This window comes from Variovorax sp. CCNWLW235 (genome assembly GCF_037204085.1).
Taxonomy (GTDB): domain Bacteria; phylum Pseudomonadota; class Gammaproteobacteria; order Burkholderiales; family Burkholderiaceae_C; genus Variovorax.
Window position 1 is genome coordinate 1 of sequence record NZ_JBBCBW010000015.1, and the last position, 20,506, is coordinate 20,506.

General features: G+C 67.1%; 20 protein-coding genes. 12 read left to right on the top strand and 8 right to left on the bottom strand.

The annotated features are described in order from the left end of the window. The first annotated feature begins 89 nt into the window (after positions 1–89). The 7 genes from V9L21_RS16955 (at position 90) to V9L21_RS16985 (ending at position 5,604) form a co-directional block, all read left to right on the top strand. Positions 90–980, top strand: coding sequence for an ABC transporter permease (locus V9L21_RS16955; RefSeq protein ID WP_337313797.1), 891 nt, complete (start codon positions 90–92; stop codon positions 978–980). Between the two features lie 105 nt (positions 981–1,085). Continuing rightward, positions 1,086–2,216 (top strand): sterol desaturase family protein, encoded by a 1,131-nt coding sequence (locus tag V9L21_RS16960; protein WP_337313799.1) that lies wholly within the window; start codon positions 1,086–1,088, stop codon positions 2,214–2,216. After that, positions 2,213–2,992 (top strand): YaeF family permuted papain-like enzyme, encoded by a 780-nt coding sequence (locus V9L21_RS16965; protein WP_443305057.1) that lies wholly within the window; start codon positions 2,213–2,215, stop codon positions 2,990–2,992. Before V9L21_RS16960 ends, V9L21_RS16965 begins: the two co-directional genes overlap by 4 nt. 17 nt (positions 2,993–3,009) lie before the next feature. Beyond that, the gene (locus V9L21_RS16970) at positions 3,010–4,242 is read left to right on the top strand and encodes an NAD(P)/FAD-dependent oxidoreductase (protein ID WP_337313803.1); all 1,233 of its coding nucleotides are present in this window, start codon (positions 3,010–3,012) and stop codon (positions 4,240–4,242) included. A 109-nt stretch (positions 4,243–4,351) separates the two neighbouring features. Next, positions 4,352–4,564 (top strand): 30S ribosomal protein S21, encoded by a 213-nt coding sequence (rpsU, locus tag V9L21_RS16975; protein WP_007833691.1) that lies wholly within the window; start codon positions 4,352–4,354, stop codon positions 4,562–4,564. Between the two features lie 123 nt (positions 4,565–4,687). Continuing rightward, positions 4,688–5,137 (top strand): GatB/YqeY domain-containing protein, encoded by a 450-nt coding sequence (locus V9L21_RS16980; protein WP_157614774.1) that lies wholly within the window; start codon positions 4,688–4,690, stop codon positions 5,135–5,137. Continuing rightward, positions 5,137–5,604 carry an NUDIX domain-containing protein gene (locus V9L21_RS16985; protein ID WP_337313805.1) on the top strand — a complete coding sequence of 156 codons (468 nt, stop codon included), beginning with the start codon at positions 5,137–5,139 and terminating at the stop codon, positions 5,602–5,604. The genes V9L21_RS16980 and V9L21_RS16985 overlap by 1 nt, the downstream gene beginning before the upstream one ends. 53 nt (positions 5,605–5,657) lie before the next feature. On the opposite strand, the gene V9L21_RS16990 is transcribed toward V9L21_RS16985, so the two are convergent. Beyond that, positions 5,658–6,413: a sulfite exporter TauE/SafE family protein gene (locus V9L21_RS16990; protein WP_337313807.1), complete on the bottom strand. Its 756-nt coding sequence runs from the start codon at positions 6,411–6,413 to the stop codon at positions 5,658–5,660. Positions 6,414–6,515: 102 nt separating this feature from the next. On the opposite strand from V9L21_RS16990, the gene V9L21_RS16995 reads away from it, so the two are divergent. Continuing rightward, positions 6,516–7,421 (top strand): LysR family transcriptional regulator, encoded by a 906-nt coding sequence (locus tag V9L21_RS16995; RefSeq protein WP_337313809.1) that lies wholly within the window; start codon positions 6,516–6,518, stop codon positions 7,419–7,421. Between the two features lie 28 nt (positions 7,422–7,449). Here V9L21_RS16995 and V9L21_RS17000 read toward each other — a convergent pair whose 3' ends face one another. The 4 genes from V9L21_RS17000 to V9L21_RS17015 all read right to left on the bottom strand — a co-directional run bounded on the left by V9L21_RS17000 (position 7,450) and on the right by V9L21_RS17015 (position 11,501). Further along, positions 7,450–7,992 carry a nucleoside 2-deoxyribosyltransferase gene (locus tag V9L21_RS17000; protein ID WP_337313811.1) on the bottom strand — a complete coding sequence of 181 codons (543 nt, stop codon included), beginning with the start codon at positions 7,990–7,992 and terminating at the stop codon, positions 7,450–7,452. A 104-nt stretch (positions 7,993–8,096) separates the two neighbouring features. Then, positions 8,097–8,648 (bottom strand): GAF domain-containing protein, encoded by a 552-nt coding sequence (locus tag V9L21_RS17005; RefSeq protein ID WP_337314005.1) that lies wholly within the window; start codon positions 8,646–8,648, stop codon positions 8,097–8,099. Between the two features lies 1 nt (position 8,649). Continuing rightward, the gene (locus V9L21_RS17010) at positions 8,650–9,615 is read right to left on the bottom strand and encodes a Bug family tripartite tricarboxylate transporter substrate binding protein (protein ID WP_337313813.1); all 966 of its coding nucleotides are present in this window, start codon (positions 9,613–9,615) and stop codon (positions 8,650–8,652) included. A gap of 50 nt (positions 9,616–9,665) precedes the next feature. Further along, the gene (locus V9L21_RS17015) at positions 9,666–11,501 is read right to left on the bottom strand and encodes a gamma-glutamyltransferase family protein (RefSeq protein WP_337313815.1); all 1,836 of its coding nucleotides are present in this window, start codon (positions 11,499–11,501) and stop codon (positions 9,666–9,668) included. 93 nt (positions 11,502–11,594) lie between these two features. On the opposite strand from V9L21_RS17015, the gene V9L21_RS17020 reads away from it, so the two are divergent. Continuing rightward, the gene (locus V9L21_RS17020) at positions 11,595–12,530 is read left to right on the top strand and encodes a LysR family transcriptional regulator (RefSeq protein WP_337313817.1); all 936 of its coding nucleotides are present in this window, start codon (positions 11,595–11,597) and stop codon (positions 12,528–12,530) included. Here the strand turns inward: V9L21_RS17020 and V9L21_RS17025 are convergent. Beyond that, entirely contained in the window at positions 12,527–13,444 is a 918-nt protein-coding gene (locus tag V9L21_RS17025) for a helix-turn-helix transcriptional regulator (protein ID WP_337314007.1), read from the bottom strand. The two genes, V9L21_RS17020 and V9L21_RS17025, sit on opposite strands and share 4 nt — an antisense overlap. A gap of 204 nt (positions 13,445–13,648) precedes the next feature. Here V9L21_RS17025 and V9L21_RS17030 point away from each other — a divergent pair, with 204 nt between their 5' ends. After that, positions 13,649–14,440, top strand: coding sequence for a fumarylacetoacetate hydrolase family protein (locus V9L21_RS17030; protein ID WP_337313819.1), 792 nt, complete (start codon positions 13,649–13,651; stop codon positions 14,438–14,440). Positions 14,441–14,462: 22 nt separating this feature from the next. Here the strand turns inward: V9L21_RS17030 and pmbA are convergent, their stop codons facing one another. After that, entirely contained in the window at positions 14,463–15,833 is a 1,371-nt protein-coding gene (gene pmbA, locus V9L21_RS17035; RefSeq protein WP_337313821.1) for a metalloprotease PmbA, read from the bottom strand. Between the two features lie 104 nt (positions 15,834–15,937). Here pmbA and yjgA point away from each other — a divergent pair, with 104 nt between their 5' ends. Continuing rightward, positions 15,938–16,594 (top strand): ribosome biogenesis factor YjgA, encoded by a 657-nt coding sequence (yjgA, locus tag V9L21_RS17040; protein WP_337313824.1) that lies wholly within the window; start codon positions 15,938–15,940, stop codon positions 16,592–16,594. Between the two features lie 155 nt (positions 16,595–16,749). Then, a complete protein-coding gene (mog, locus tag V9L21_RS17045) occupies positions 16,750–17,334 on the top strand; it encodes a molybdopterin adenylyltransferase (RefSeq protein ID WP_337313826.1) in 585 nt (194 codons plus the stop codon). Here mog and V9L21_RS17050 read toward each other — a convergent pair. Continuing rightward, positions 17,324–20,503, bottom strand: coding sequence for a CusA/CzcA family heavy metal efflux RND transporter (locus V9L21_RS17050; protein ID WP_337313828.1), 3,180 nt, complete (start codon positions 20,501–20,503; stop codon positions 17,324–17,326). The two genes, mog and V9L21_RS17050, sit on opposite strands and share 11 nt — an antisense overlap. Positions 20,504–20,506: the final 3 nt, after the last annotated feature.

Consider the following 20,506-nt stretch of genomic DNA (forward strand, 5'->3'; position numbering starts at 1 on the left):
AAATAAAGGAGGAGGGGCGCAGCCCCGGGGGACATTCGCGGAGGGGAGTACCCGGTGGCCTTTGCACACGCCCTGAAGGAAAAACACAAATGACCCAACGCATAGGAGAACAACGCAGCCCAGGCTTCTGGCCCCTCGCAATCGTGTTCGCCCTCTTCGTGCTGTTCCTCTACGGTCCGATGATCACGATCTTCATCCTGAGCTTCCAGGGCCCCGAAGGCGGCCTCACCTTTCCGCTGCGCGGCGTCTCGCTGCACTGGTTCTACAAACTGGCCGAGGGCCTGGGCACCGTCGACATCGGCGCCGCGTTCAGGCGCTCGCTCGCACTGGGCGCGGTGGTGATGGCGTTCACCGTGGTGCTCTCGGTGCTGGCCGGACTCGCGTTCCGCAAGAAGCTCGCCGGCAGCAACGCCCTCTTCTTCGTGACGGTGGCGAGCCTCATCATGCCGTCGATCATCATTTCGCTCGGCATCGGCCTGCAGTTCCGGCTTATCGACACCGGCGTGAAGAGCCTGCTCGAGGCCATGGACGCCACCACCCTGCTCGAAGGCTACGGCACCGCGCTCGGCCTGTTCAGTTCAGCGCTTGGGGCCCATCTGACCTGGACCCTGCCCTTCGGCCTGCTCATCATGTTCGCGGTGTTCAACCGCTTCAACCCCGCCTACGAAGAAGCCGCGCGCGACCTTGGCGCCACGCCGTGGCAGACTTTCCGCCACGTGGTGTTGCCGCTCATCGGCCCTTCCATTGTCGGCATCGGCATGTTCGGCTTCACCCTGTCGTGGGACGAGATTGCCCGCACCTCCCAGGCCATCGGCGACGTCAACACGCTACCGCTCGAGCTGCAGGGCCTGACATCGACCGTCACGACGCCGTCGATCTATGCGCTGGGGACGGTGACCACCGTTGTGTCCCTGCTGGTCATGGCTTTGGCGCTGGGTGCGGCGGCGCTGCTGCGCCGGCGTGCCGTTCGGCCGCGTTGATGCGGAAGCCCCGCCGCGCCTAGCCCGTTCGGTCGACGTGAGAGTTTTCCTACAGCCGCCTAAAATCGCGCTCCAACAAAAGCGCAAACAATGAGAGAGGCGGGAATGCTCGACATCGACAAACTCAACGAATTCACTCAGAACCACGGCGAACTGCGCCGCGGCCGAGGCCTGGTGACAGGAACCATCGCGCTGAGTCTGGCCATCCTGTGCTTTCTCGGCGTGCTGGCGTTCCACTTTCCGCAGTACCTCACGACGCCCGAGTTGCGCCGGAGCTACAACGTCGACGTGATGCGCTTCATTCTGCTGGCGGCCATGGTCATCTCGGGCGGGCTGGCGCTGGTCAACATCATCTTCAACCGCTCTCGCTGGCTCTCTTCGGCCGCGTTTTTGCTGGTGGCCGCGGCGGCACTGCTGGGCGGGCACAAGGTGCCGGTGAACGACTTTGCCGACAACACACCCTACATCGGCCTCGACTGGTTCATTCTCGACCTGCTGGGCTCGTCGCTGATCTTCATCTTCATCGAGAAGCTGTTCGCGCTGCGCAAGGACCAGCCGGTGTTTCGCGCCGAGTGGCAAACCGACTTTCACCACTTTGTGGTGAACCACATGATCGTGGGCTTCGTGCTGCTGGCCACCAACCTGATGGTGCACAAGTTCTTCGGCTGGGCGGCCAACGACGGCATTCGCGGCTGGGTGGGCAACCTGCCGTTCTGGGCCGGGCTGCTGCTGATCATTCTGGTAGCCGACCTGGTGCAGTACTGGACCCACCGCGCCTACCACGAGGTGCCGGTGCTCTGGCGCCTGCATGCGGTGCACCACAGCGTGAAAAGCATGGACTGGATGGCCGGCTCGCGCCAGCACATTCTCGAGCTGCTGATCACGCGCACGCTGGTGCTTGCGCCGATCTACGTGTTCGGCTTTTCGAAGGAAGTGATCGACGCGTACATCGTGGTGGTGGGCTTCCAGGCGGTGTTCAACCACTGCAACGTGAGCGTTCGGCTCGGCCCGCTGCGCTACATCATCGTGACGCCCAACTTCCATCACTGGCACCACAGCCAGGACGTTGAGGCGCTCGACAAGAACTATTCGGCGCACTACGCCTTTCTTGACTACATCTTCGGCACCGCGGTGAAGAGCACCAAGCTATGGCCCGAGAAATACGGCGTGCTCGGCGACTACGTGCCCAACGGCTTCTTCAAGCAACTGAAGTTCCCATTCGTCTGGAAGGGATGATGCGTACCGCCCTTCTCATGGCGGCGGCCACCGCCGCGCTGCTGCTTACGGCGTGCGCCACGCGAGTCGACCTGCCCTCCAAGGACACCGGGTTGCGCCTGCGCGTGCAAAGCTCGGTCATTGCGCCCGGCAACGGGGGCGAGCTCATTGCCGCCGATGCGCTGCAGCCGGGTGACATCCTGCTGACCTCGATCGCCACGGTCAATTCCTTCGGCATTCGCCTTGGCACCTTCTCGCCGGTGAGCCATGCGGTGCTGTACCTGGGCGACGGACTGATTGCCGAAGCCGTGGGCACCGGTGTGCGCGCACGGCGGGTGGCTGATGTGGTGGACGAAGAACAGATGGTCGTCGCCTTTCGCGTGCCCGGGCTCGATGCCGCGGGGGTCGAAAAGCTACGCGCCTGGGCCAATTCGCAGGTCGGCACCCGCTACAACACCACCGGCGTGCTGCTGAACGCGCCTTTCGTGCTGAACCGGCGCCTGTGCGAACTGCCGCTGATTCCTTCGGCCGTGAGCCACTACTGCATCAGCGGCATGGCCATGGTGCAGTTGGGCGCGAGCCGCGACGACCAGTTCTTCTGCTCGCAGTTCGTGCTCGAGGCCTATCGCCAGGCCGGCATACCGATTACCGACGCCGACCCGCGCTGGGTAAGCCCGGCCGACCTGCTGCACATGCGCGAAGGCGATGTGCCCTCGATTGCCGCCACGCAGCCGCTGCGCTACGTCGGGCACCTGAAGTACAACGCGCCGCCGCTTCTTGCGGCAGATGGCCCCTGACTCCCCTCGTTACCGGTTTGAGCACTCCTGTCCAGTTCGATGTCGTCGTGGTCGGCGCCGGTGCGGCCGGGCTGTTCTGCGCCGGGCTGGCGGGCCAGCGCGGGCTCAAGGTGCTGCTGGTCGACCACAGCGAGAAGGTCGGCGAAAAGATCCGCATCTCGGGCGGCGGCCGCGCCAACTTCACCAACCGCGACCTCGACGTGCGCGCCCCGCAGCGCCACTTCATCGGCGACAACCCGAATTTCTGCCGCTCGGCGCTCTCGCGCTATGCGCCGCAACAGTTCATCGACCTGGTGCAGAAGCACGGCATCGCCTTTCACGAGAAGCACAAGGGGCAGCTGTTCTGCGACGGCTCTTCGCAGCAGATCGTCGACATGCTGCTGGCCGAATGCGATGCAGGCAACGTCACGCGCTGGCAGCCCTGCAAGCTCGGAAAGATCACGTTTTCGGCGCATGAAGACGGCACGCCGGGGCCGGGTAGCTACCAAATAGATAGCAGCAAGGGCCTGATCGAAACGCCCAAGCTGGTAGTGGCCACCGGCGGCCTGTCGATTCCGCAGATCGGCGCCAGCGATTTCGGCTACCGCCTGGCCGAGCAGTTCGGCCTGCGCGTGGTCACGCCCCGCCCGGCCCTGGTGCCGCTGACCTTCGGCGGCGAAGCCTGGGCGCCGTATGCCGAACTGGCCGGGCTGGCGCTGCCGGTGCGCATCGAAACCGGGGCCAAGAAGGAAAAGATGGCGTTCCTCGAAGACCTGCTGTTCACGCACCGCGGCCTTTCGGGCCCGGCCGTGCTGCAGATTTCGAGCTACTGGAAGCCCGGAACCCCGCTGACGCTCGACTTTGCGCCCGGCGTGAACGTGGCCGAAGCCCTGGGCGAAGCCAAGCTCCGCTCGAAGAAGCGCATTGCCAACGAACTGGCGGCGTTGGTGCCATCCCGGCTGGCGGACGCCTGGGTGGGGCAAGACCCCGCCCTGCAGCGCCCGGTCAACGAGGCCGCCGACAAGGCCCTGGCCGCCTTGGCCGAGCGCATCGCCCGCTGGCAGATCACCCCCAGCGGCACCGAGGGCTACAAGAAGGCCGAGGTCACGGCGGGCGGGGTCGACACGCGCGATTTGTCGTCCCAAACGATGGAATCGAAGCAGCCGGGCCTTTATTTCATCGGCGAAGTGGTCGATGTGACCGGATGGTTGGGCGGATACAACTTTCAGTGGGCCTGGGCGAGCGCACATGCGTGTGCAACCGCGCTATAATCGCGGGCTAACTTTGGCCTTCCCTCAACGGCCGCAAAAACTTTCAGTTGAGGAACCCCGGCTTGGGGCCTCGATCTCCCCGAGCCAAATTCAGTTCAACGATTCATCAATGACCACCATCCGCGTTAAAGAAAACGAGCCTTTCGACGTCGCCCTGCGCCGCTTCAAGCGCACCATCGAAAAGCTCGGCCTGCTGACCGACCTGCGTGCCCGCGAGTTCTACGAAAAGCCGACCGCCGAGCGCAAGCGGAAGAAGGCAGCTGCCGTCAAGCGCCACTACAAGCGCGTGCGCAGCATGCAGCTCCCCAAGAAGCTGTACTGATGCCCGTTGGCAACAGGGTCGCCGGCCTTTGACGCAAGTCGGCCCAGCGACCCGATTGCTGCCTCAGCCGCGCCAGGGAAACCTGCCGCGGCTTTTGTTTTTTCCGAACCAGGAGCCCCGAGCATGAGCCTCAAGGAACAGATCACCGAAGACATGAAGACCGCGATGCGCGCCAAGGACTCGGAGCGCCTTGGCACCATCCGCCTTTTGATGGCCGCCCTGAAGCAGAAGGAAGTGGACGAGCGCGTGGAACTCGACGACGCCATGATCGTTGCCATCGTCGACAAGATGGTCAAGCAGCGCAAGGACTCGATCGCCGCCTTCACCACCGGCGGCCGCGCCGACCTGGCCGACAAGGAGTCGGCCGAGATCAAGGTGCTCGAGGTCTACCTGCCGCAGCGCATGAGCGCCGACGAAGTGGCCACCGAAGTGAAGGCCATCGTGGCCGAACTGGGCGCCAAGGGCCCCGGAGACATGGGCAAGGTGATGGGCGCGGTCAAGACCCGCCTTGCCGGCAAGGCCGACATGGGCCAGGTGAGCGCGGCGGTCAAGGCCGCCCTCGCAGGCGCCTGATGAGCGACGGCGGCTGCGCCACCACCGTCCTGAAAGCCTGCGCCTGCCTCGTCGACGCACGGGGCCGGCTGCTGGTGTTTCGCCATCCCGGCGACGGGAACATGCAGTTGCCCAAGGGCACCATCGAGCCCGGCGAGTCGCCCGAGGTGGCGGTGCGCCGCGAACTGCTCGAGGAATCGGGCATCGACCACGTCGGCGAGCTGCAATCGCTCGGCACGCTGCACCGCGACTGCGAGGCCGGCACCGAGGGCAACACGCTGCGCCATCCGCAGCTGTGGCACCTGTTCCTGATGCGCGCCGAAGCGCCGCTGCCCGAAACCTTCGACCACGTGGCCATGGGCAGCCCCGAGGAAGACGGCCTGGTGTTCTCGTTCAGCTGGCTGGCGCAGGGCGACGAGGTCGAGAACTTCACCCTGCCTTACCGGCAAGCCATCGAGCGCGTTCGCGAAGCCCTGCTCGCAGCCTGAGGTTCCGCTGCCGCAGCGGCGGCAATAGCTTCACCGCAGCGGCGGCAATAGCTTCACCCCAGCGCGCGCGCCACCATATAGAGCCCCAGCAGCGCCAGCCCGGCCAGAAAGCAGCGCCGGAACACCTCCACCGGCAGCCGCTTGCGCAGCCACGTGCCCAGCGCCATGCCGGCAATGGCGGGCAGCAGCATCGCAATGGACCCGCCGAGCGCCGACACCGGATACTCCCCGTTGCCCATGAGCCCGATGGCGAGCACCACGGTCGACGTGGTGAATGAAATACCCATCGCCTGGATGAGCGCATCGCGCTGGAACCCCAAGGCCTGCATATAAGGCACGGCCGGCATCGCGAACACGCCGGTCACCGCGGTGACCAAGCCTGTTGCCGCGCCCACGACAGGGCCGAGCCAGCGCTCACGCCCCGGCGGCACATGCAGTTGCCGGCCCGTGAGCCCCCACAGCGCATAGGCCACCAGCGCCACCCCGAGCGCGACCGACGCCCATGCGCCCCCGGGCACGCCAAGCCACAGCGCGCCGCCCAGCGTGCCCGCCACGATGCCGGCCTGCATGCCGCCGATGCGGCGCAGCACCGGCTTGAAAGTCGCGCGCGGCCCGGTCTGCCAAATATTGGTAACCAGCGACGGCACGATCAGCAAGGCGGCGGCCTGGGCCGGCGGCATCCAGAGCGCGAGCAGCGCCATTGCCACCGTCGGCAGGCCAAGCCCGATCACCCCCTTGACCGTGCCGGCCAGCAGAAACACAGCGGCGGCGGCAAGCCAGTGGCCAGCCAGTTGGTTCGATATTTCCATCGATGCCCAGTCTGCCGGCCGGGCCCGCGCCTGCAAATGCGGCTTTGGCGCAGCCGGCCTCAGGCACAGACTGAGGCTCCCGTGCTACCTTGCGGGCTCACCATGCGATTCGACCTCACAGACCTTCGGCTGTTTCTTCACGTTGTGGAGGCCGGCAGCCTCACCGCCGGCGCACAGCGTTCGCACATGACGCTCGCTTCGGCGAGCCAGCGCGTGCGCGGCATGGAAGACGCGCTCGGCAGCCCGCTGCTCACACGGCACGCGCAGGGCGTGCGCCCCACCGAGGCGGGCCGCACGCTGCTGCACCATGCCCGCGTCGTGCTGCAACAGATGGAGCGCATGCGCGGCGAGCTTGGCGAATACGGCCAGGGCCTCAAGGGCCACGTGCGGTTCATGTGCGGCACCTCGGCGCTGAACGAGCACCTGCCCGAAGTGCTGAGCCGCTTTCTCGCGCAGCACCCGCGCATCTCGGTCGACCTGGAAGAGCGGCCGAGCCCCGACTCCGTCGAGGCGCTGCGCGCTGGCCTGTGCGACATCGGCATCGTTTCGGACGCGGTCGGCACCGAAGGCCTCGAGTGCCACCCCTTCCGCCGCGACGACCTCGTGCTCGTGATGCCGCGCGGGCATGCGCTGGCCGGACGGCGCCGCGTGCACCTGGCCGAAGTGGCCGACAGCGAATTCGTCGGCCTGACCGAGGACAGCGCGCTGCAGCGGCTGGTAACGCAGCATGCCCGCGCCATGGGCAAGCAGTTGGCCTACCGCGTGCGCGTGCGCAATTTCGAGGCGGTGTGCGGCATGGTCGAGCACGGCATTGGCGTGGGCATCGTGCCGCAGACAGCCGCCGTGCGCTGCGCCCGCTCGATGAAGATCGCGCGCGCCGGCCTGAGCGATGCGTGGGCCGAGCGCACGCTCATGGCTTGCGTACGCTCGTCGGAAGACCTGCCGCTCAATGCGCGGCGAATGCTCGAACACCTGCTGGCGCCGCCCGAGAAGGCGGCGGCGAAGTAGGTAACCTGAATGCGAAGACGGCGGCGGCTCAGCGCGGCCGAAGTGCGAGCAGCTCTGCCATCTTCTGCAGTGCCGCTTCGGGTGTGGGAGCAATGTGGACCGAACAGGCCAGCATCAGGTTCAAAGGCTGGCCGAAATCTTCCACCGCAATGCCGCTGCCGGTCTCGCGCAGCACGCCGGCGGCATCGGGTGCGCACTGCAACGCAGAACGGGCGCGGTCCGCATAGCTGCCCGCAGGTACGCCGTAGGCCACGACGGGAATCCGCAGCGCCACTGCGGCGCCAACTTCGAACACCGTGCCTGAATCCGGCTCCAGGCCGCGAAAGCACGCGAGATTGGCCACTACGCCGTCGGCACCACGAAGGCGCTGCATGTTGGCCTCGTAGATTCGCGTCTCCGGCGCTTCGGCACTCTGCTCCTCGTTGCCGTCGGCTGGCAGCAAGGCCGAAAGGCCCAGTGCGTCGCACGCCGCTGCGAGCCGCACGAAGTGGTCTCTGGCATCGGGGCGGAAGACGTCCGGGCCGGCAAGGTAGATCCGCGGGCGCGCCGGGGGGGCGAGATATTTGTCCATGAAGGACATCTTAGATTTTTGCTGCCTGCCGTACCACGGCGACACACCATCGCGACTAAGGAACGGCCATGCCTCTCTGCCTGATCGAGCGCAACTTCGTTGAATTACGCCACGGAGGAGGAAGGCCCACGGCCTTGCTGCGATGCCCAGGCGTCGCGGCGCGCGCGCAACACGCACGGCGTAGCCAGCAGGGCCAGCAGCCGCACCAGCGCAATCTCCTGCTGCGTCCAGCGCGCGCGCGTGCCCAGCACGTTGAAGGTGGCCACACATCGGCCGTCTTCCAGCAGCGGCACGTTCACCACCGCGCGCAGGCCCAGCGCGGCAATGAGCGCGTGGTCGTCGAACACCTCGGCCAGCGCCGTCTCGCCTTCGCCGACGAAGACCTCGGCACGCAGCAGCAGTTGCTGCGTCCAAGGCGTGAGCGTCTTGCGCTTGCGGCCGGCCACCGGGTAGGCCTGCGGGTCGGAGGACCAGAGGCGCTGCAGCTGCACTTCGCCCGGCGGATCGTCCGGGGCCGTCGCGTTCAGGTTGACCGTGAGCAGCCCCGGACCGAGCAGCGCCCGGCGCGCCGACTCGATGTGCCCCATCGCGGCATCGACCGTCGCGGCCCGCGGCAGCGCGTCGCAGAGCCGTTCGCACACTTCGACGGACAGCACCTCAGTCAAGCTTGATCCCGAGGTCCTTGATGACCTTGCCATAGCGCTCTGTGTCCCTGCGAAGCGCAGCGGCCAACTGCTCGGGCGTGCTCTTCACCAGCTCGACGCCGATCGCGTCCATGCGGGCGCGCACTTCGGGTACCGCCAGGGCCTTGTTGATTTCGGCATTGAGCCGCGCGACCAGCTCGGCGGGCATGCCCGCGGGTCCGAATGCGGCGTACCACACGCTCATTTCGTAGCCGGGCAGCGTCTCGGCGAGGGTGGGCGTGTCGGGCAGCAGCGCGGAGCGCTTGGGCTCCGTCACGGCCAGGAGGCGCAGCTTTCCCGCCTTGACGTGCGGCAGCGTCTGGGTGCCTGCGGAGAACAGGACCTGGGTCTGGTTGCCCACCGTGTCGAGCACGGCCGGCGCACCGCCCTTGTAGGGCACATGCAGCATGTCGATGCCGGCCGCCTTCTTGAACATCTCGGCGCTCAGGTGGTTGGTGGAGCCGCCGCCGGCCGAGGCGTACGCCAGCTTGCCGGGGTTAGCCTTGGCATAGGCGATGAACTCGCGCAGGTCCTTCGCCGGCACCGAGGGGTTGACCACCATCGTGTTGATCACGTTGGCCACCAGCGCAATGGGCGTGAAGTCTTCCGCGCCCTTGAAAGGCATGCCGGGCATCAGCGTGGGGTTCATCGCGTGCGTGCTCATCGAGCCGATCAGGAGCGTGTAGCCGTCGGGCCTGGCCTTGGCGACGAAGTTGGAGCCGATGTTGCCGGAAGCACCGACGCGGTTGTCGACCACCACCGGCTGGCCCATCGACTTGCCGAGCTGCTCGGCAATGGCGCGCGCCAGGATGTCGGTCGAGCCGCCGGCGGCCCAGGGAACGATCAGCGTGATCGGTTTTTCGGGGTAGGCGGCCAGCGCAGCCTGCGCGGCGCATGAGAGGGCCAGCAGAAGCAGGCCCCGGAAGGCACGTTGGAGCATGGTGATGTCCTTGGAACGAAGGTGAGGAAGTTGAAGCAAAGGGGCGGAAATCAGCGGCCCACGGCATAGCCCTGCATGCCGCGCGGGTTGGCGCCCGCGCGCAGCACCAGCCGGCCCTGTGCGTCGTGCTCGCGGCTGCAGGCGGACATGCGGCTTTCGGACCAGGCATCGCCGACCTGCACCTGGTGGCCCATTGCGCGCAGCTGTTCGAGCGCCCCGGGGTCAAAGCGCGATTCCAGCGTGAGCGTGTTGAGCGTGGTCTGGCGCGGCCAGAAGGAGCTGGGGGCGTGCTTGACGTGCCAGGCCGGCGCATCGATGGCCTGCTGCAGGTTGAGGCCGTGCACCGCGTGGCGCAGGAAGAAGCCGACCGACCACTGGTCCTGCTGGTCGCCGCCGGGCGTTCCGAACGCCATGTAGGGCTCGCCGTCGCGCAGCGCCATCGACGGCGACAGCGTGGTGCAGGGCGCGACGCGCGGCTCGAGCGAGCTGGGCAGCCCCTCGTCGAGCCAGCTCATCTGCAGCCGCGTGTTCAGCGCGAAGCCCAGCGCCGGAATCGCGGGGCTCGAGGACAGCCAGCCGCCCGAAGGCGTGGCCGCGACCATGTTGCCGTGGCGGTCGATCACGTCGATGTGGCAGGTGTCGCCCACGAAGATCTCGCGCTCGGCCCATTCGGCGACCGGCGGCAGCGCGGCGAAGGTGGGCTCGCCGACGCCGAAGCGCGTGTCGGCCGTGCGCAGGGTTCGCGCACTCACGTCCAGGTCGGGCAGGCGCGGCGCAAGGCCGAGCGGCTCGCCGGGCCGCAGCACGTCGGACGCGCGCGCTGGATCGACCATGTCCCAGCGTTCGCGCAGGTAGGCATCCGACAACAGCGCCTGCTGCGCATCGGCGCGCGCGCCGGACGCCGCGCCATACCACGCCAGCCGGTCGGCCAAGGCCAGCTTGGCGGCTTCGGTGATGCGGTGCACGAAGCCCGCCGTGCCGGGCGCATGGTGCTCGAGCCCCGCATGGCGCAGCATGCCGATCTGCTGCAGGAAGGCCGGCCCTTGGCTCCAGAAGCCGCACTTCGCGACCGTGTAGCGGCCGAACTGCGCCGTGAGCGGCGCCTCGGTGGCAACGCGCCATGCGGCCATGTCGTCGAAGCGCAGCAGGCCGGCATGCGCCTCGCCGCTGCTGTCGCGCACGGCTGTGCCGCGGCAGTAGCTGTCGATCTCGCGCGCCACGAACCCCTGCTGCCAGGTGCGGATTGCCGCATCGATCACGCCGGTGCGGCCGCTGCCTTCGCGCTCGGCGGTCTCGACGATGCGGCTGTAGGTGGCGGCCAGCGCCGGCAGCCGGAACAGCGAACCCGGCTGGGGCAGCTTGCCGCCGGGCAGCCACACCTCGGCCGACGAATGCCAGTGTTCGAGGAACAGGCCGCGCACGGCAAGAATTGCCTCGGCAACGCGCGGCACCAGCGGAAAGCCGTCGCGCGCATAGCCGATCGCCGGTGCCAGCACGTCGGCGAGCGGCCAGGTGCCGTGCTCACGCAGCATGGTGAGCCAGGCGGAGAACGCACCGGGCACCGTGGCCGCCAGGAGGCCAATGCCCGGCACCTGTTCGAAGCCGAGGGCGCGGAACGCCGCGGCGCTGGCCTCGGCCGGCGCGCAGCCCTGTCCGCGGACGGCATGCATGCGGCGCTCGCGTTCGCTCCACAGCAGGATCGGCGCCTCGCCGCCGGGGCCGTTGAGATGCGGCTCCACCACCTGCAGCACGAAGCCTGCGGCCACGGCGGCGTCGAAGGCGTTGCCGCCGCGCTCGAGCACGCCCATCGCGGTTTGCGAGGCCAGCCAGTGGGTCGAGGAGGCGACGCCGAAGGTGCCGACGATTTCAGGACGGGTCGTGAACATCCGGCCGAGTGTAGAAATAACGAATAGCTGCTTCTGCATATTTTCTGATGAATGCATGCATCAACTGCTATACCCCTCGCATAGGATGGCGGCATGCCGGCGCCGACACTGCAACACCTCACGCCGCGGCTCAAGCTGCGCCACTTCGCCCTTCTCGCGGAGCTCGAGCGCCAGCGCTCGGTCAGCCGCGCGGCGCAGCATCTCGGCCTGAGCCAGCCCACCGTTACCCGCGCGCTGGGCGAGATCGAGAACATCTTCATGACGCCGCTGTTCACCCGCGGCCGGCGTGGGCTGGAGCCCACGGCCGCGGGCCTGCTGGTGCTGGCACGGGCGCGGGTTGCGCTGGCCGATGCGCAATCGCTGGGCCAGGACCTGGCGGCGCTCGGCACGGGGCTGCAGGGGCGGCTGCGCATCGGCGTCATTCCCTTTCTTTCGCGCGTCACCCAGGACGCCCTCTGGCAGCATCTGCTCGCGGTGCGGCCGCGCCTGGGCTTCGTGGTCGAAGAGGCCACCACCCATGCGCTCGTGCAGGCCGTGCAGGCACGCACGCTGGACTGCGCGATCTGCCGCTTCACGCCGGCCAGCGCCGAAGCCGGGCTGGCACAGCAGTTTCTCTACAAGCAGGAGCCGCGCCTCGTGGTGTCGCGCACAGCCGCCCAACGGCTGTTGCGGCGCGGACTGGACTGGGAGGCCTTCGTATCCCTGCACTGGATCTTCCCTCCGGCGGACACGCCGATCCGCCAGATGATCCATTCGATCTTCGCCTCGGCCGGGCAACCGGTGCCGGTGCCCCTGCTGGAGGCCTACGCGCACAAGACGCTGGCATCGGTGCTGCGGCACATGCCCGACGCGATCACCATCCTGCCCGACGACATTGCGCAGGAGGTGGCCGATGCGAGTGGCGCCCGCGTGATGCCCCAGCGCCTGCAGTGGAACCTGCCGCCCGTGGGCGTGGTGCGGCTGCAGGACGCGGCCAACGCGACCACCGTGGATGCAATGACCGAAGCGCTTCGCAGCGCGCGGCCCTAGCGGCTGGAAAGCTCCTGCGTGGCCATCGGCCCTGCCGCCTTGGCCAGCCCGGCATCGGCCTGGCTGCGGAACTGCCTCGGCGTGACGCCGTTGTGCAACCTGAAGCGGCGGCTGAAGTACACGGCGTCGCCAAAGCCGCACTGCCGCGCGATGTCCGCGATGCGGGCGTTCGAGGTGAGCAGCAGTTCCTTCGCGCGCTCCAGGCGGCGTTCGGTGACGAGTTCGGTAAAGGTGCGATGGGTCTGCTTCTTGAGCAGATGCGCGAGATAGTTGGGCGACAGCATGGCCGCCGCCGCGGCATCGTTGAGCGACGTCTCCTCGCCCAGGTGCTCGCGCACGTAGCGCATCACGCGCTGGAGCGCATCGCGGCTCGAGCTGCGGCCGCTCTGCAGCGCGGCCTGCGCCAGCAGCTGCGCCTCGTGCCGGTCGCAGGCCAGTCCCATCAGCTGCAGCAGAATGCCGCGGATCGCGCCCACGCTGCCGAAGCGCCGCTCGCGGTTCAGCGCGTCAAGCTCTTCGAGCCACCCGAGGATGCGCGCGAAATCGGCGTCGCCGAAATGAAAGTCCACGTACTCCTGGAACAGGAAGGGCGCGAGCTCGGGCTGGCGCGACACGGGCACCTCTTCAAGATCGAGCGCCTCGACCGGCAGCTCGGGCCAGAGAAAGCCCTGGTCGAAATTCACGATGGCATAGCGCGCACCCGGCGGATGCGGCACCACGTGCACGCGGTAAGGCAGCACAAAGCTCAAGTGCCCGGCAGTAAACGGGCGCACCGCGCCGCCCACCACCTGCTGCGAGCCGCCATGAATGCTGACCTGGATCTGGAAATACTCGTGCCGGTGCGGCCGTGCCAGCACGTCCCGCGCGCCTTCGAAGCGAATGTCGAAGTCGAGGTGGTTCGCGCGCTCCTGCATGCCGTAGAGGCGAAGGCTGGATTGAGGGGCCGACATGGCGCGATGGTAAGCCTTCGCCCCGGGGCTGCCGAGCGGCGGCGGTGTTGCTTGCGTCCTGTTTTTGCGTAGATGCGTGCGGTAGCGCCGCGGCAGCGCGCTCCAGAATGAGCCGGCCGGCCTCGACCGGCTTTCATCGCTCACCAAAAGATCCAGGAGACAAAGATCATGTCCAGTTCACGACGCGGCCTGCTGGCCGGCTCTGCCGCCATGGCGGCCGGCGCAGTTGCCGGTTGCGCCCTGCCGGCCGGCGCATCGCGCGCGCCGCAAACACCCTTCACCGTCGCGCAGACCACGGTTCCGATCGTCGGCAGCGAGCAGACGTTTCCGGTGCGGCGCATCTACTGCATCGGCCGCAACTATGCGGCGCACGCGCGCGAAATGGGCTCCGACCCGACCCGCGAGCCGCCGTTCTTCTTCCAGAAGCCGGCGGATGCGATCCAGGTCGTGATGCCTGGCACCGTGGCCGACCATCCGTACCCGACGCTCACCAAGAACTACCACTACGAGGTGGAGCTGGTCGTCGCCCTTGCCAAGGGCGGCCGCAACGTCGCGCCCGCGGATGCGCTGGGCCTGGTCTACGGGTATTCGCTCGGCCTGGACATGACCCGCCGCGACCTGCAGCGCGAAATGGGCGACCAGAAGAAGCCCTGGGAAATCGGCAAGAGTTTCGACCATTCGGCGCCCATCGGCCCGATTCATCCGGTGGCCAAGGTCGGGCACTACACCGATGGGTCGATCTGGCTCAAGGTGAACGGCCAGACCAAGCAGAACGCCACGCTCAAGCACATGATCTGGTCGGTGGCCGAGCAGATCAGCCGCCTGTCGCAGGCTTTCGAATTGATGCCCGGCGACATCATCTATTCGGGCACGCCGGAAAACGTGGGCCCGGTGGTGCGCGGCGACGTGATCGAGATCCACATCGACGGGCTGCCGAACCTTTCGGTTCGTATCGTCTGAGCGAGGAAGGCGGCCGTCGGCCTCAGCTGCCGGCCACCTTCATGCGGTTGATCAGGACCGAGCCCGTGGTCTTGGCGCCGAACGTGTAGGCATCAGCGCCGATGGCCTCGATGCCCATCAGCATGTCTTTCAGGTTGCCGGCAATGGTGATCTCCTGCACCGGAAAGGCGATGCGCCCCTTCTCGACCCAGAAGCCGCTCGCGCCGCGCGAATAGTCGCCGGTCACGTAGTTCACGCCCTGCCCCATCAGCTCGATCACGAAGAGGCCCGTGCCGAGCTTGGCGAGCATGGCGTCGAGGTCGTCTCCGGCCTTGGTGAGGCGCGAGCTCAGCGTCAGGTTGTGCGAGCCGCCCGCGTTGCCGGTGGTCTTCATGCCGAGCTTCCGGGCCGAATATGTCGACAGGAAGTAGCCTTCGAGCCGGCCGGCATCCACCACCTTGCGCGCACGGGTAATCACGCCTTCGTCGTCGAACGGCGAGCTGCCCTTGCCGCGCGGAATGTGCGGGTCTTCGGCCACGTCGACGTGCTTGGGCAGCACCGGCTTGCCGAGCGAATCGAGCAGGAAGGTGCTCTTGCGGTACAGCGCCCCGCCGCTCACGGCCTGCACCAGCCCGCCCAAAAGGCCCACAGCCAGCGGGGACTCGAAAAGCACCGGGCATTCGGTCGTCTTGATCTTGCGCGACTTGAGCCGGCTCAGCGCCCGCTCTGCGGCGTAGCGGCCCACGGCTTGCGGGCTGGCCAGTTCGTCGGCCGAGCGCATGGAGCTGTACCAGGAGTCGCGCTGCATGTCGTCGCCCTTGCCGGCGATGGGCGCAACCGAAATCGAATGCCGCGAACTGGCGTAGCCGCCGCGAAAACCGTGCGTGTGGGCGCTGAAAAAGTGGCTCTGCTGAGCCGAAACGCCCGCGCCTTCGCTGTTGGTGATGCGCTTGTCGGTCGAAAGCGCCGCGGCTTCGCATTCCAACGCCAGCTTGGCAGCCTGCTCGCTCGTCACGTCCCAGGGGTGGAACAGGTCGAGTTCGGGGTGCTCCTTGGCAATGTCTTCCTCGTCGGGAAGGCCGCTGACCGGGTCTTCGGCCGTGAAGCGGGCAATGTCGTAGGCCGCCTGCACGGTCTGGGCAATGGCCGCCTCGGAAAAGTCGGAGGTGCTGGCGTTGCCGCGGCGGTGGCCCACGTACACCGTGATGCCCAGCGACTTGTCGCGGTTGCGCTCGACGTTTTCGAGCTCGCCCTTGCGGACCGAGACACTGAGGCCGCAGCCCTCGGAGGCCTCGGCGCCGGCATCGGTGGCACCGAGCTTTTTGGCGTGGGCCAGGGCCGTGTCGACCAGGTTTTCGAAGAAGGAGCGGCTGTAGGCGAAGCCGGAATCGGCGCGCGAGGAAGATGTCGTCATGTGGTGGCTATGATACTTGCGCCTCCTATTTTCCGTTTTCCCCGGCTTGCCCCTCTGCATTGCACGCGTTGCAACGCTGCACGGGGCGGCCCAGAATCCACCCCATGTCCCGCAAACCCAAAAAAGGCTATTTCGTCCGTGGCCAGTTCGTTGCCGAAGGCAGCGAGCTCGACCTGGAGCTCAAACGCGAGCTCAAGGGCACCGACGAAGCCAGCCGTACCGACCTGAAGCGCGAAAGCGACGAACTGCAAAAGCTCGGCACCGAACTGCTCGGCCTGCGCGCCGGCCTGTTCGACGCGCTGCCGCTGGACGAAAAGCTGATCGACGCCGTGGCCGAGGCCAAGCGCATCACCAATTTCGAAGGCAAGCGCCGCCAGATGCAGTTCATCGGCAAGCTGATGCGCAAGCTCGAACCCGAGGTGCTGGAGGCCGTGAAGCAGGCCCTGGCCGAGCAGAACACCGTGCCGGCAGCCGAGGCCGCGGCGCTGCACGAGGCCGAGCGCTGGCGCGACCGGCTGATTGCCGACGACGACGCGCTCGGTGGCTGGATCGAAACCCATCCCGGCACCGATTCGCAGCAGCTGCGCGCATTGGTGCGCCAGGCCCGCAAGGACCTGAAGGCAGGCCCGCCCGGCGAAGCGCCGCGCCAGGGCAAGGCTTATCGCGAGATCTTTCAGCTGGTGCGCGCGGAGTTGGCGGTGCATGGTGGGGCGGACCATGCGGCCGCTGCTGCCGCGCAAGACCGGGAAGACGACGCATGAACGTCCTGTCTTTTGACTCTCCCCCTCTCCCGCTTGCGGGAGAGGGTTGGGGTGAGGGTCGACAGCCTGGCCACACGCACGCTCCTTCCACCTTCAGAAGCCCTCACCCCAGCCCTCTCCCGCAAGCGGGAGAGGGAGCAAGAGGCATGAACACCATGAGCACACCTGACTCCATCCGCATCGGCATCGTCTCCATCAGCGACCGCGCCTCCAGCGGCACCTACGAAGACAAGGGCTTGCCTTCGCTGAAGGAATGGCTAGGCCGCGCGCTGAAGAACCCCATCGATTTCGAATCCCGGCTCATTCCCGACGAAGCCGCGCTCATCAGCGCCACGCTGATCGAGCTGGTGGACGCCGGCTGCTCGCTGGTGCTGACCACCGGCGGCACCGGCCCGGCCCTGCGCGACGTCACGCCCGAAGCCACGCTGGCCGTCGCCCACAAGGAAATGCCCGGCTTCGGCGAGCAGATGCGACAGATCAGTCTTCGCTTCGTGCCCACCGCCATCCTGTCGCGCCAGGTGGCGGTCATCCGCGACAAGAGCCTGATCATCAACCTGCCGGGGCAGCCGAAGTCAATTGCGGAAACGCTCGAAGGACTGAAGGATGCCGACGGCAAGCAGCTCGTGCCGGGCATCTTCGCGGCGGTGCCCTACTGCATCGACCTGATCGGCGGACCGTACCTGGAGACCGACGATTCGGTCTGCAAGGCCTTCCGGCCGAAGTCGGCCATCAGGAACTGAGAACCCGGGCTTCGCGCCCGGCTTCCTCGTCGCGCCGGTGCGCCCAGCGATAGAGCAAGGGCAGCACCAGCAGCGTCAGCGCGGTCGACGACAGGATGCCGCCGATCACCACCGTCGCCAACGGCCGCTGCACCTCAGCGCCGGTGCCGGTAGCGATGGCCATAGGCACGAAGCCCAGCGAAGCCACCAGCGCCGTCATCAGCACCGGCCGCAGCCGGGTAAGCGCGCCCTCGCGGATCGCCGCATCGAGCGGCAAGCCACCCTCGCGCAAATTACGGATGAATGAAATCATCACCAGCCCGTTGAGCACCGCCACGCCCGAGAGCGCGATAAAACCCACCGCCGCCGAGATCGACAACGGAATGCCGCGCAGCCACAGCGCAACGATGCCGCCCGTGAGCGCGAACGGAATGCCGGTGAACACCAGCAGGCCGTCCTTCAGGTTGCCGAACATCGCGAACAGCAGCGTGAACACCAGCAGCAGCGACACCGGCACCACCACCTGCAGCCGCTCGGTGGCCGAGGCCAGGTTTTCGTATTGGCCGCCCCATGCGGTCCAGTAGCCCGGCGGAATGCTCACCTTGCGCATGGCCTCTTCGGCCTCGGCCACGAAGGAGCCGAGGTCGCGGCCGCGCACATTGGCGCTCACCACAATGCGGCGCTTGCCGTCCTCGCGGCTGACCTGGTTGGGGCCCGGCGCGAGCTCCAGCGTGGCCACTTCGCCCAGCGGAATGAAGCTGGTGCGCTGCTGGGCCTCGGCGCCAGCGCCCCTGGGCAACGCGATCGGCAAGCGCTTGATCGCCGCCAGGTCGGTGCGCAGGTTCTCGGGCAGCCGCACGAGGATGTCGAAGCGCCGGTCGCCTTCGAACAGCGTGCCCGCCTCGCGGCCGCCCACTGCAATGGAAATCGCGTCCTGCACGTCGCCCACGTTGAGGCCGTAGCGCGCGGTCTTGTCGCGGTCGATGTTCACCGTGAGCATCGGCAGGCCGGTGGTCTGCTCGACCTTCACTTCGGCCGCGCCGGCAATCTTGCCCAAGGTTTCCGAAACCTCGGCCGCCGTCTTGTCCAGCACCGCCATGTCGTCGCCGAAGATCTTCACGGCCACATCGCTCCGCACGCCCGAGATCAGTTCGTTGAAGCGCAGCTGGATCGGCTGCGAGAACTCGTAGTTGTTGCCCGGCAGCTTTTCGACCTCTTCCTGCACGGCCACGAGCAACTCGGCGCGCGTGCGGCGAGATGCACCCTGGAGCGCGGGCCATTCGCTCTCTGGCTTCAGCATGATGTAGCCGTCGGAAATGTTCGGCGGCATCGGGTCCGACGCAATCTCGGCCGTGCCGGTGCGCGCGAACACGCGCTCGACTTCCGGAAACTTTTCTTTCAGCGTGCGTTCGATCTGCTTTTGCATTTCGACCGACTGCGTGAGGCTGGTGCCCGGAATACGCAGCGCCTGCACCGCAAAGTCGCCCTCGCCCAGGCTCGGCACAAACTCCGTGCCCAGCCGCGTGGCCAGCAAGCCCGAAAGCACCACGGCGACGCAAGCCATGGTGATGACCAGCGGCTTGGCCGACATCACACGGGCAAGCAGCGGCTCGTAGCCGCGCCTGGCCCACTGCATCAGGCGGTTCTCCTTCTCGCTCACCCTGTTGCCGATGAAGAGCGCCACGGCTGCCGGAATGAAGGTGATCGACAGGATCATCGCGCCCAGCAGCGCAATCACCACGGTAAAAGCCATCGGGTGGAACAGCTTGCCCTCCACGCCCGTGAGCGCAAAGATCGGCAGGTACACGATCATGATGATCAGTTGGCCGAACAGCAGCGGTCGGCGCGCCTCCTGAGAGGCCGCAAAGACTTCATGGAAGCGCTCGCTGCGCGTGAGCGGCCGCCCGAGCTTCGCCTGCGCATGGGCGAGGCGCCGCACGCAGTTCTCCACGATCACCACCGCCCCGTCGATGATGATGCCGAAGTCCAGCGCGCCCAGGCTCATGAGGTTGGCGCTGACCTTCTGGTTCACCATGCCGGTGAAGGTGAACAGCATCGACAGCGGAATGACCAGCGCCGTGATCAGCGCCGCGCGCATGTTGCCGAGAAACAGGAACAGCACCGCAATGACCAGCACCGCGCCTTCGAAGAGGTTCTTCTTCACCGTGGCAATGGCCTTGTCGACCAGCACGGTGCGGTCGTACACCGTGACCGCCTTCACCCCGGCGGGCAAGGTGCGGTTGATCTCCTGCATCTTCTTGTCGACCGCCTGCGACACGGTGCAGCTGTTCTCGCCGATGAGCATGAACACCGTGCCCAGCACCACCTCGCGGCCGTTGTCGGTGGCCGCGCCGGTGCGCAGCTCCTGGCCGATGCCCACTTCGGCCACGTCCCGCACGCGCAGCGGAATGCCGTTGGTGTTGCCCAGGATCACGTTGCCGATGTCTTCGGCCGACTTGACCTGCCCCGGTGCGCGAATGAGGTACTGCTCGCCGCGCTTCTCGATGTAGCCCGCGCCCACGTTGGCGTTGTTGCGCTCCAGCGCGGTGACCAGTTCGGTCATGGTGAGGCCGTGCGCCAGCAGCTTGGCGGGGTCGGGCGCGACCTGGAACTCCTTGGCGTAGCCGCCGATGGAGTTGATCTCGGTCACGCCCTTCACGTTGCGCAGCTGCGGCTTGATGATCCAGTCCTGGATCTCGCGCAGGTCGGTCGGCGTGTAGGGCGTGCCGTCGGCCTTCTTTGCGCCCTCGTCTGCTTCCACCGTCCAGAGGTAGATCTCGCCCAGCCCCGTCGAGATCGGCCCGATCACCGGCGAGATGCCGGCCGGCATGCTCTCGCGCGCCGACTGGATGCGTTCGTTCACCAGCTGCCGCGCAAAGTAGATGTCGGTGCCGTCTTCGAAGATCACCGTCACCTGCGAAAGGCCGTAGCGCGAAAGCGAGCGCGTCTGCTGCAGGCCCGGCAGGCCGGCCATCACCGTCTCGATGGGGTAGGTCACGCGCTGCTCCGCCTCCAGCGGCGAATAGCCCGGCGCGGCCGTGTTGATCTGCACCTGCACGTTGGTGATATCTGGTACGGCGTCAATGGGCAGCTTCTGGTAGCTGAAGATGCCGAGCGCGGCCATGCCGAGCACGGCAAGCAAGACCAGCCAGCGCTGTTCGATGGAAAACCGGATGACTCGTTCGAACATGCG

Bases quoted from the DNA above. Each gene is read 5' to 3' on its own strand.
- V9L21_RS16955 (WP_337313797.1), top strand. From the start codon at position 90: ATGACCCAACGCATAGGAGAACAACGCAGCCCAGGCTTCTGGCCCCTC.
- V9L21_RS16960 (WP_337313799.1), top strand. From the start codon at position 1,086: ATGCTCGACATCGACAAACTCAACGAATTCACTCAGAACCACGGCGAA.
- V9L21_RS16965 (WP_443305057.1), top strand. From the start codon at position 2,213: ATGATGCGTACCGCCCTTCTCATGGCGGCGGCCACCGCCGCGCTGCTG.
- rpsU (WP_007833691.1), top strand. From the start codon at position 4,352: ATGACCACCATCCGCGTTAAAGAAAACGAGCCTTTCGACGTCGCCCTG.
- V9L21_RS16980 (WP_157614774.1), top strand. From the start codon at position 4,688: ATGAGCCTCAAGGAACAGATCACCGAAGACATGAAGACCGCGATGCGC.
- V9L21_RS16985 (WP_337313805.1), top strand. From the start codon at position 5,137: ATGAGCGACGGCGGCTGCGCCACCACCGTCCTGAAAGCCTGCGCCTGC.
- V9L21_RS16990 (WP_337313807.1), bottom strand. From the start codon at position 6,413: ATGGAAATATCGAACCAACTGGCTGGCCACTGGCTTGCCGCCGCCGCT.
- V9L21_RS16995 (WP_337313809.1), top strand. From the start codon at position 6,516: ATGCGATTCGACCTCACAGACCTTCGGCTGTTTCTTCACGTTGTGGAG.
- V9L21_RS17000 (WP_337313811.1), bottom strand. From the start codon at position 7,992: ATGGACAAATATCTCGCCCCCCCGGCGCGCCCGCGGATCTACCTTGCC.
- V9L21_RS17010 (WP_337313813.1), bottom strand. From the start codon at position 9,615: ATGCTCCAACGTGCCTTCCGGGGCCTGCTTCTGCTGGCCCTCTCATGC.
- V9L21_RS17015 (WP_337313815.1), bottom strand. From the start codon at position 11,501: ATGTTCACGACCCGTCCTGAAATCGTCGGCACCTTCGGCGTCGCCTCC.
- V9L21_RS17020 (WP_337313817.1), top strand. From the start codon at position 11,595: ATGCCGGCGCCGACACTGCAACACCTCACGCCGCGGCTCAAGCTGCGC.
- V9L21_RS17025 (WP_337314007.1), bottom strand. From the start codon at position 13,444: ATGCAGGAGCGCGCGAACCACCTCGACTTCGACATTCGCTTCGAAGGC.
- V9L21_RS17030 (WP_337313819.1), top strand. From the start codon at position 13,649: ATGTCCAGTTCACGACGCGGCCTGCTGGCCGGCTCTGCCGCCATGGCG.
- pmbA (WP_337313821.1), bottom strand. From the start codon at position 15,833: ATGACGACATCTTCCTCGCGCGCCGATTCCGGCTTCGCCTACAGCCGC.
- yjgA (WP_337313824.1), top strand. From the start codon at position 15,938: ATGTCCCGCAAACCCAAAAAAGGCTATTTCGTCCGTGGCCAGTTCGTT.
- mog (WP_337313826.1), top strand. From the start codon at position 16,750: ATGAGCACACCTGACTCCATCCGCATCGGCATCGTCTCCATCAGCGAC.
- V9L21_RS17050 (WP_337313828.1), bottom strand. From the start codon at position 20,503: ATGTTCGAACGAGTCATCCGGTTTTCCATCGAACAGCGCTGGCTGGTC.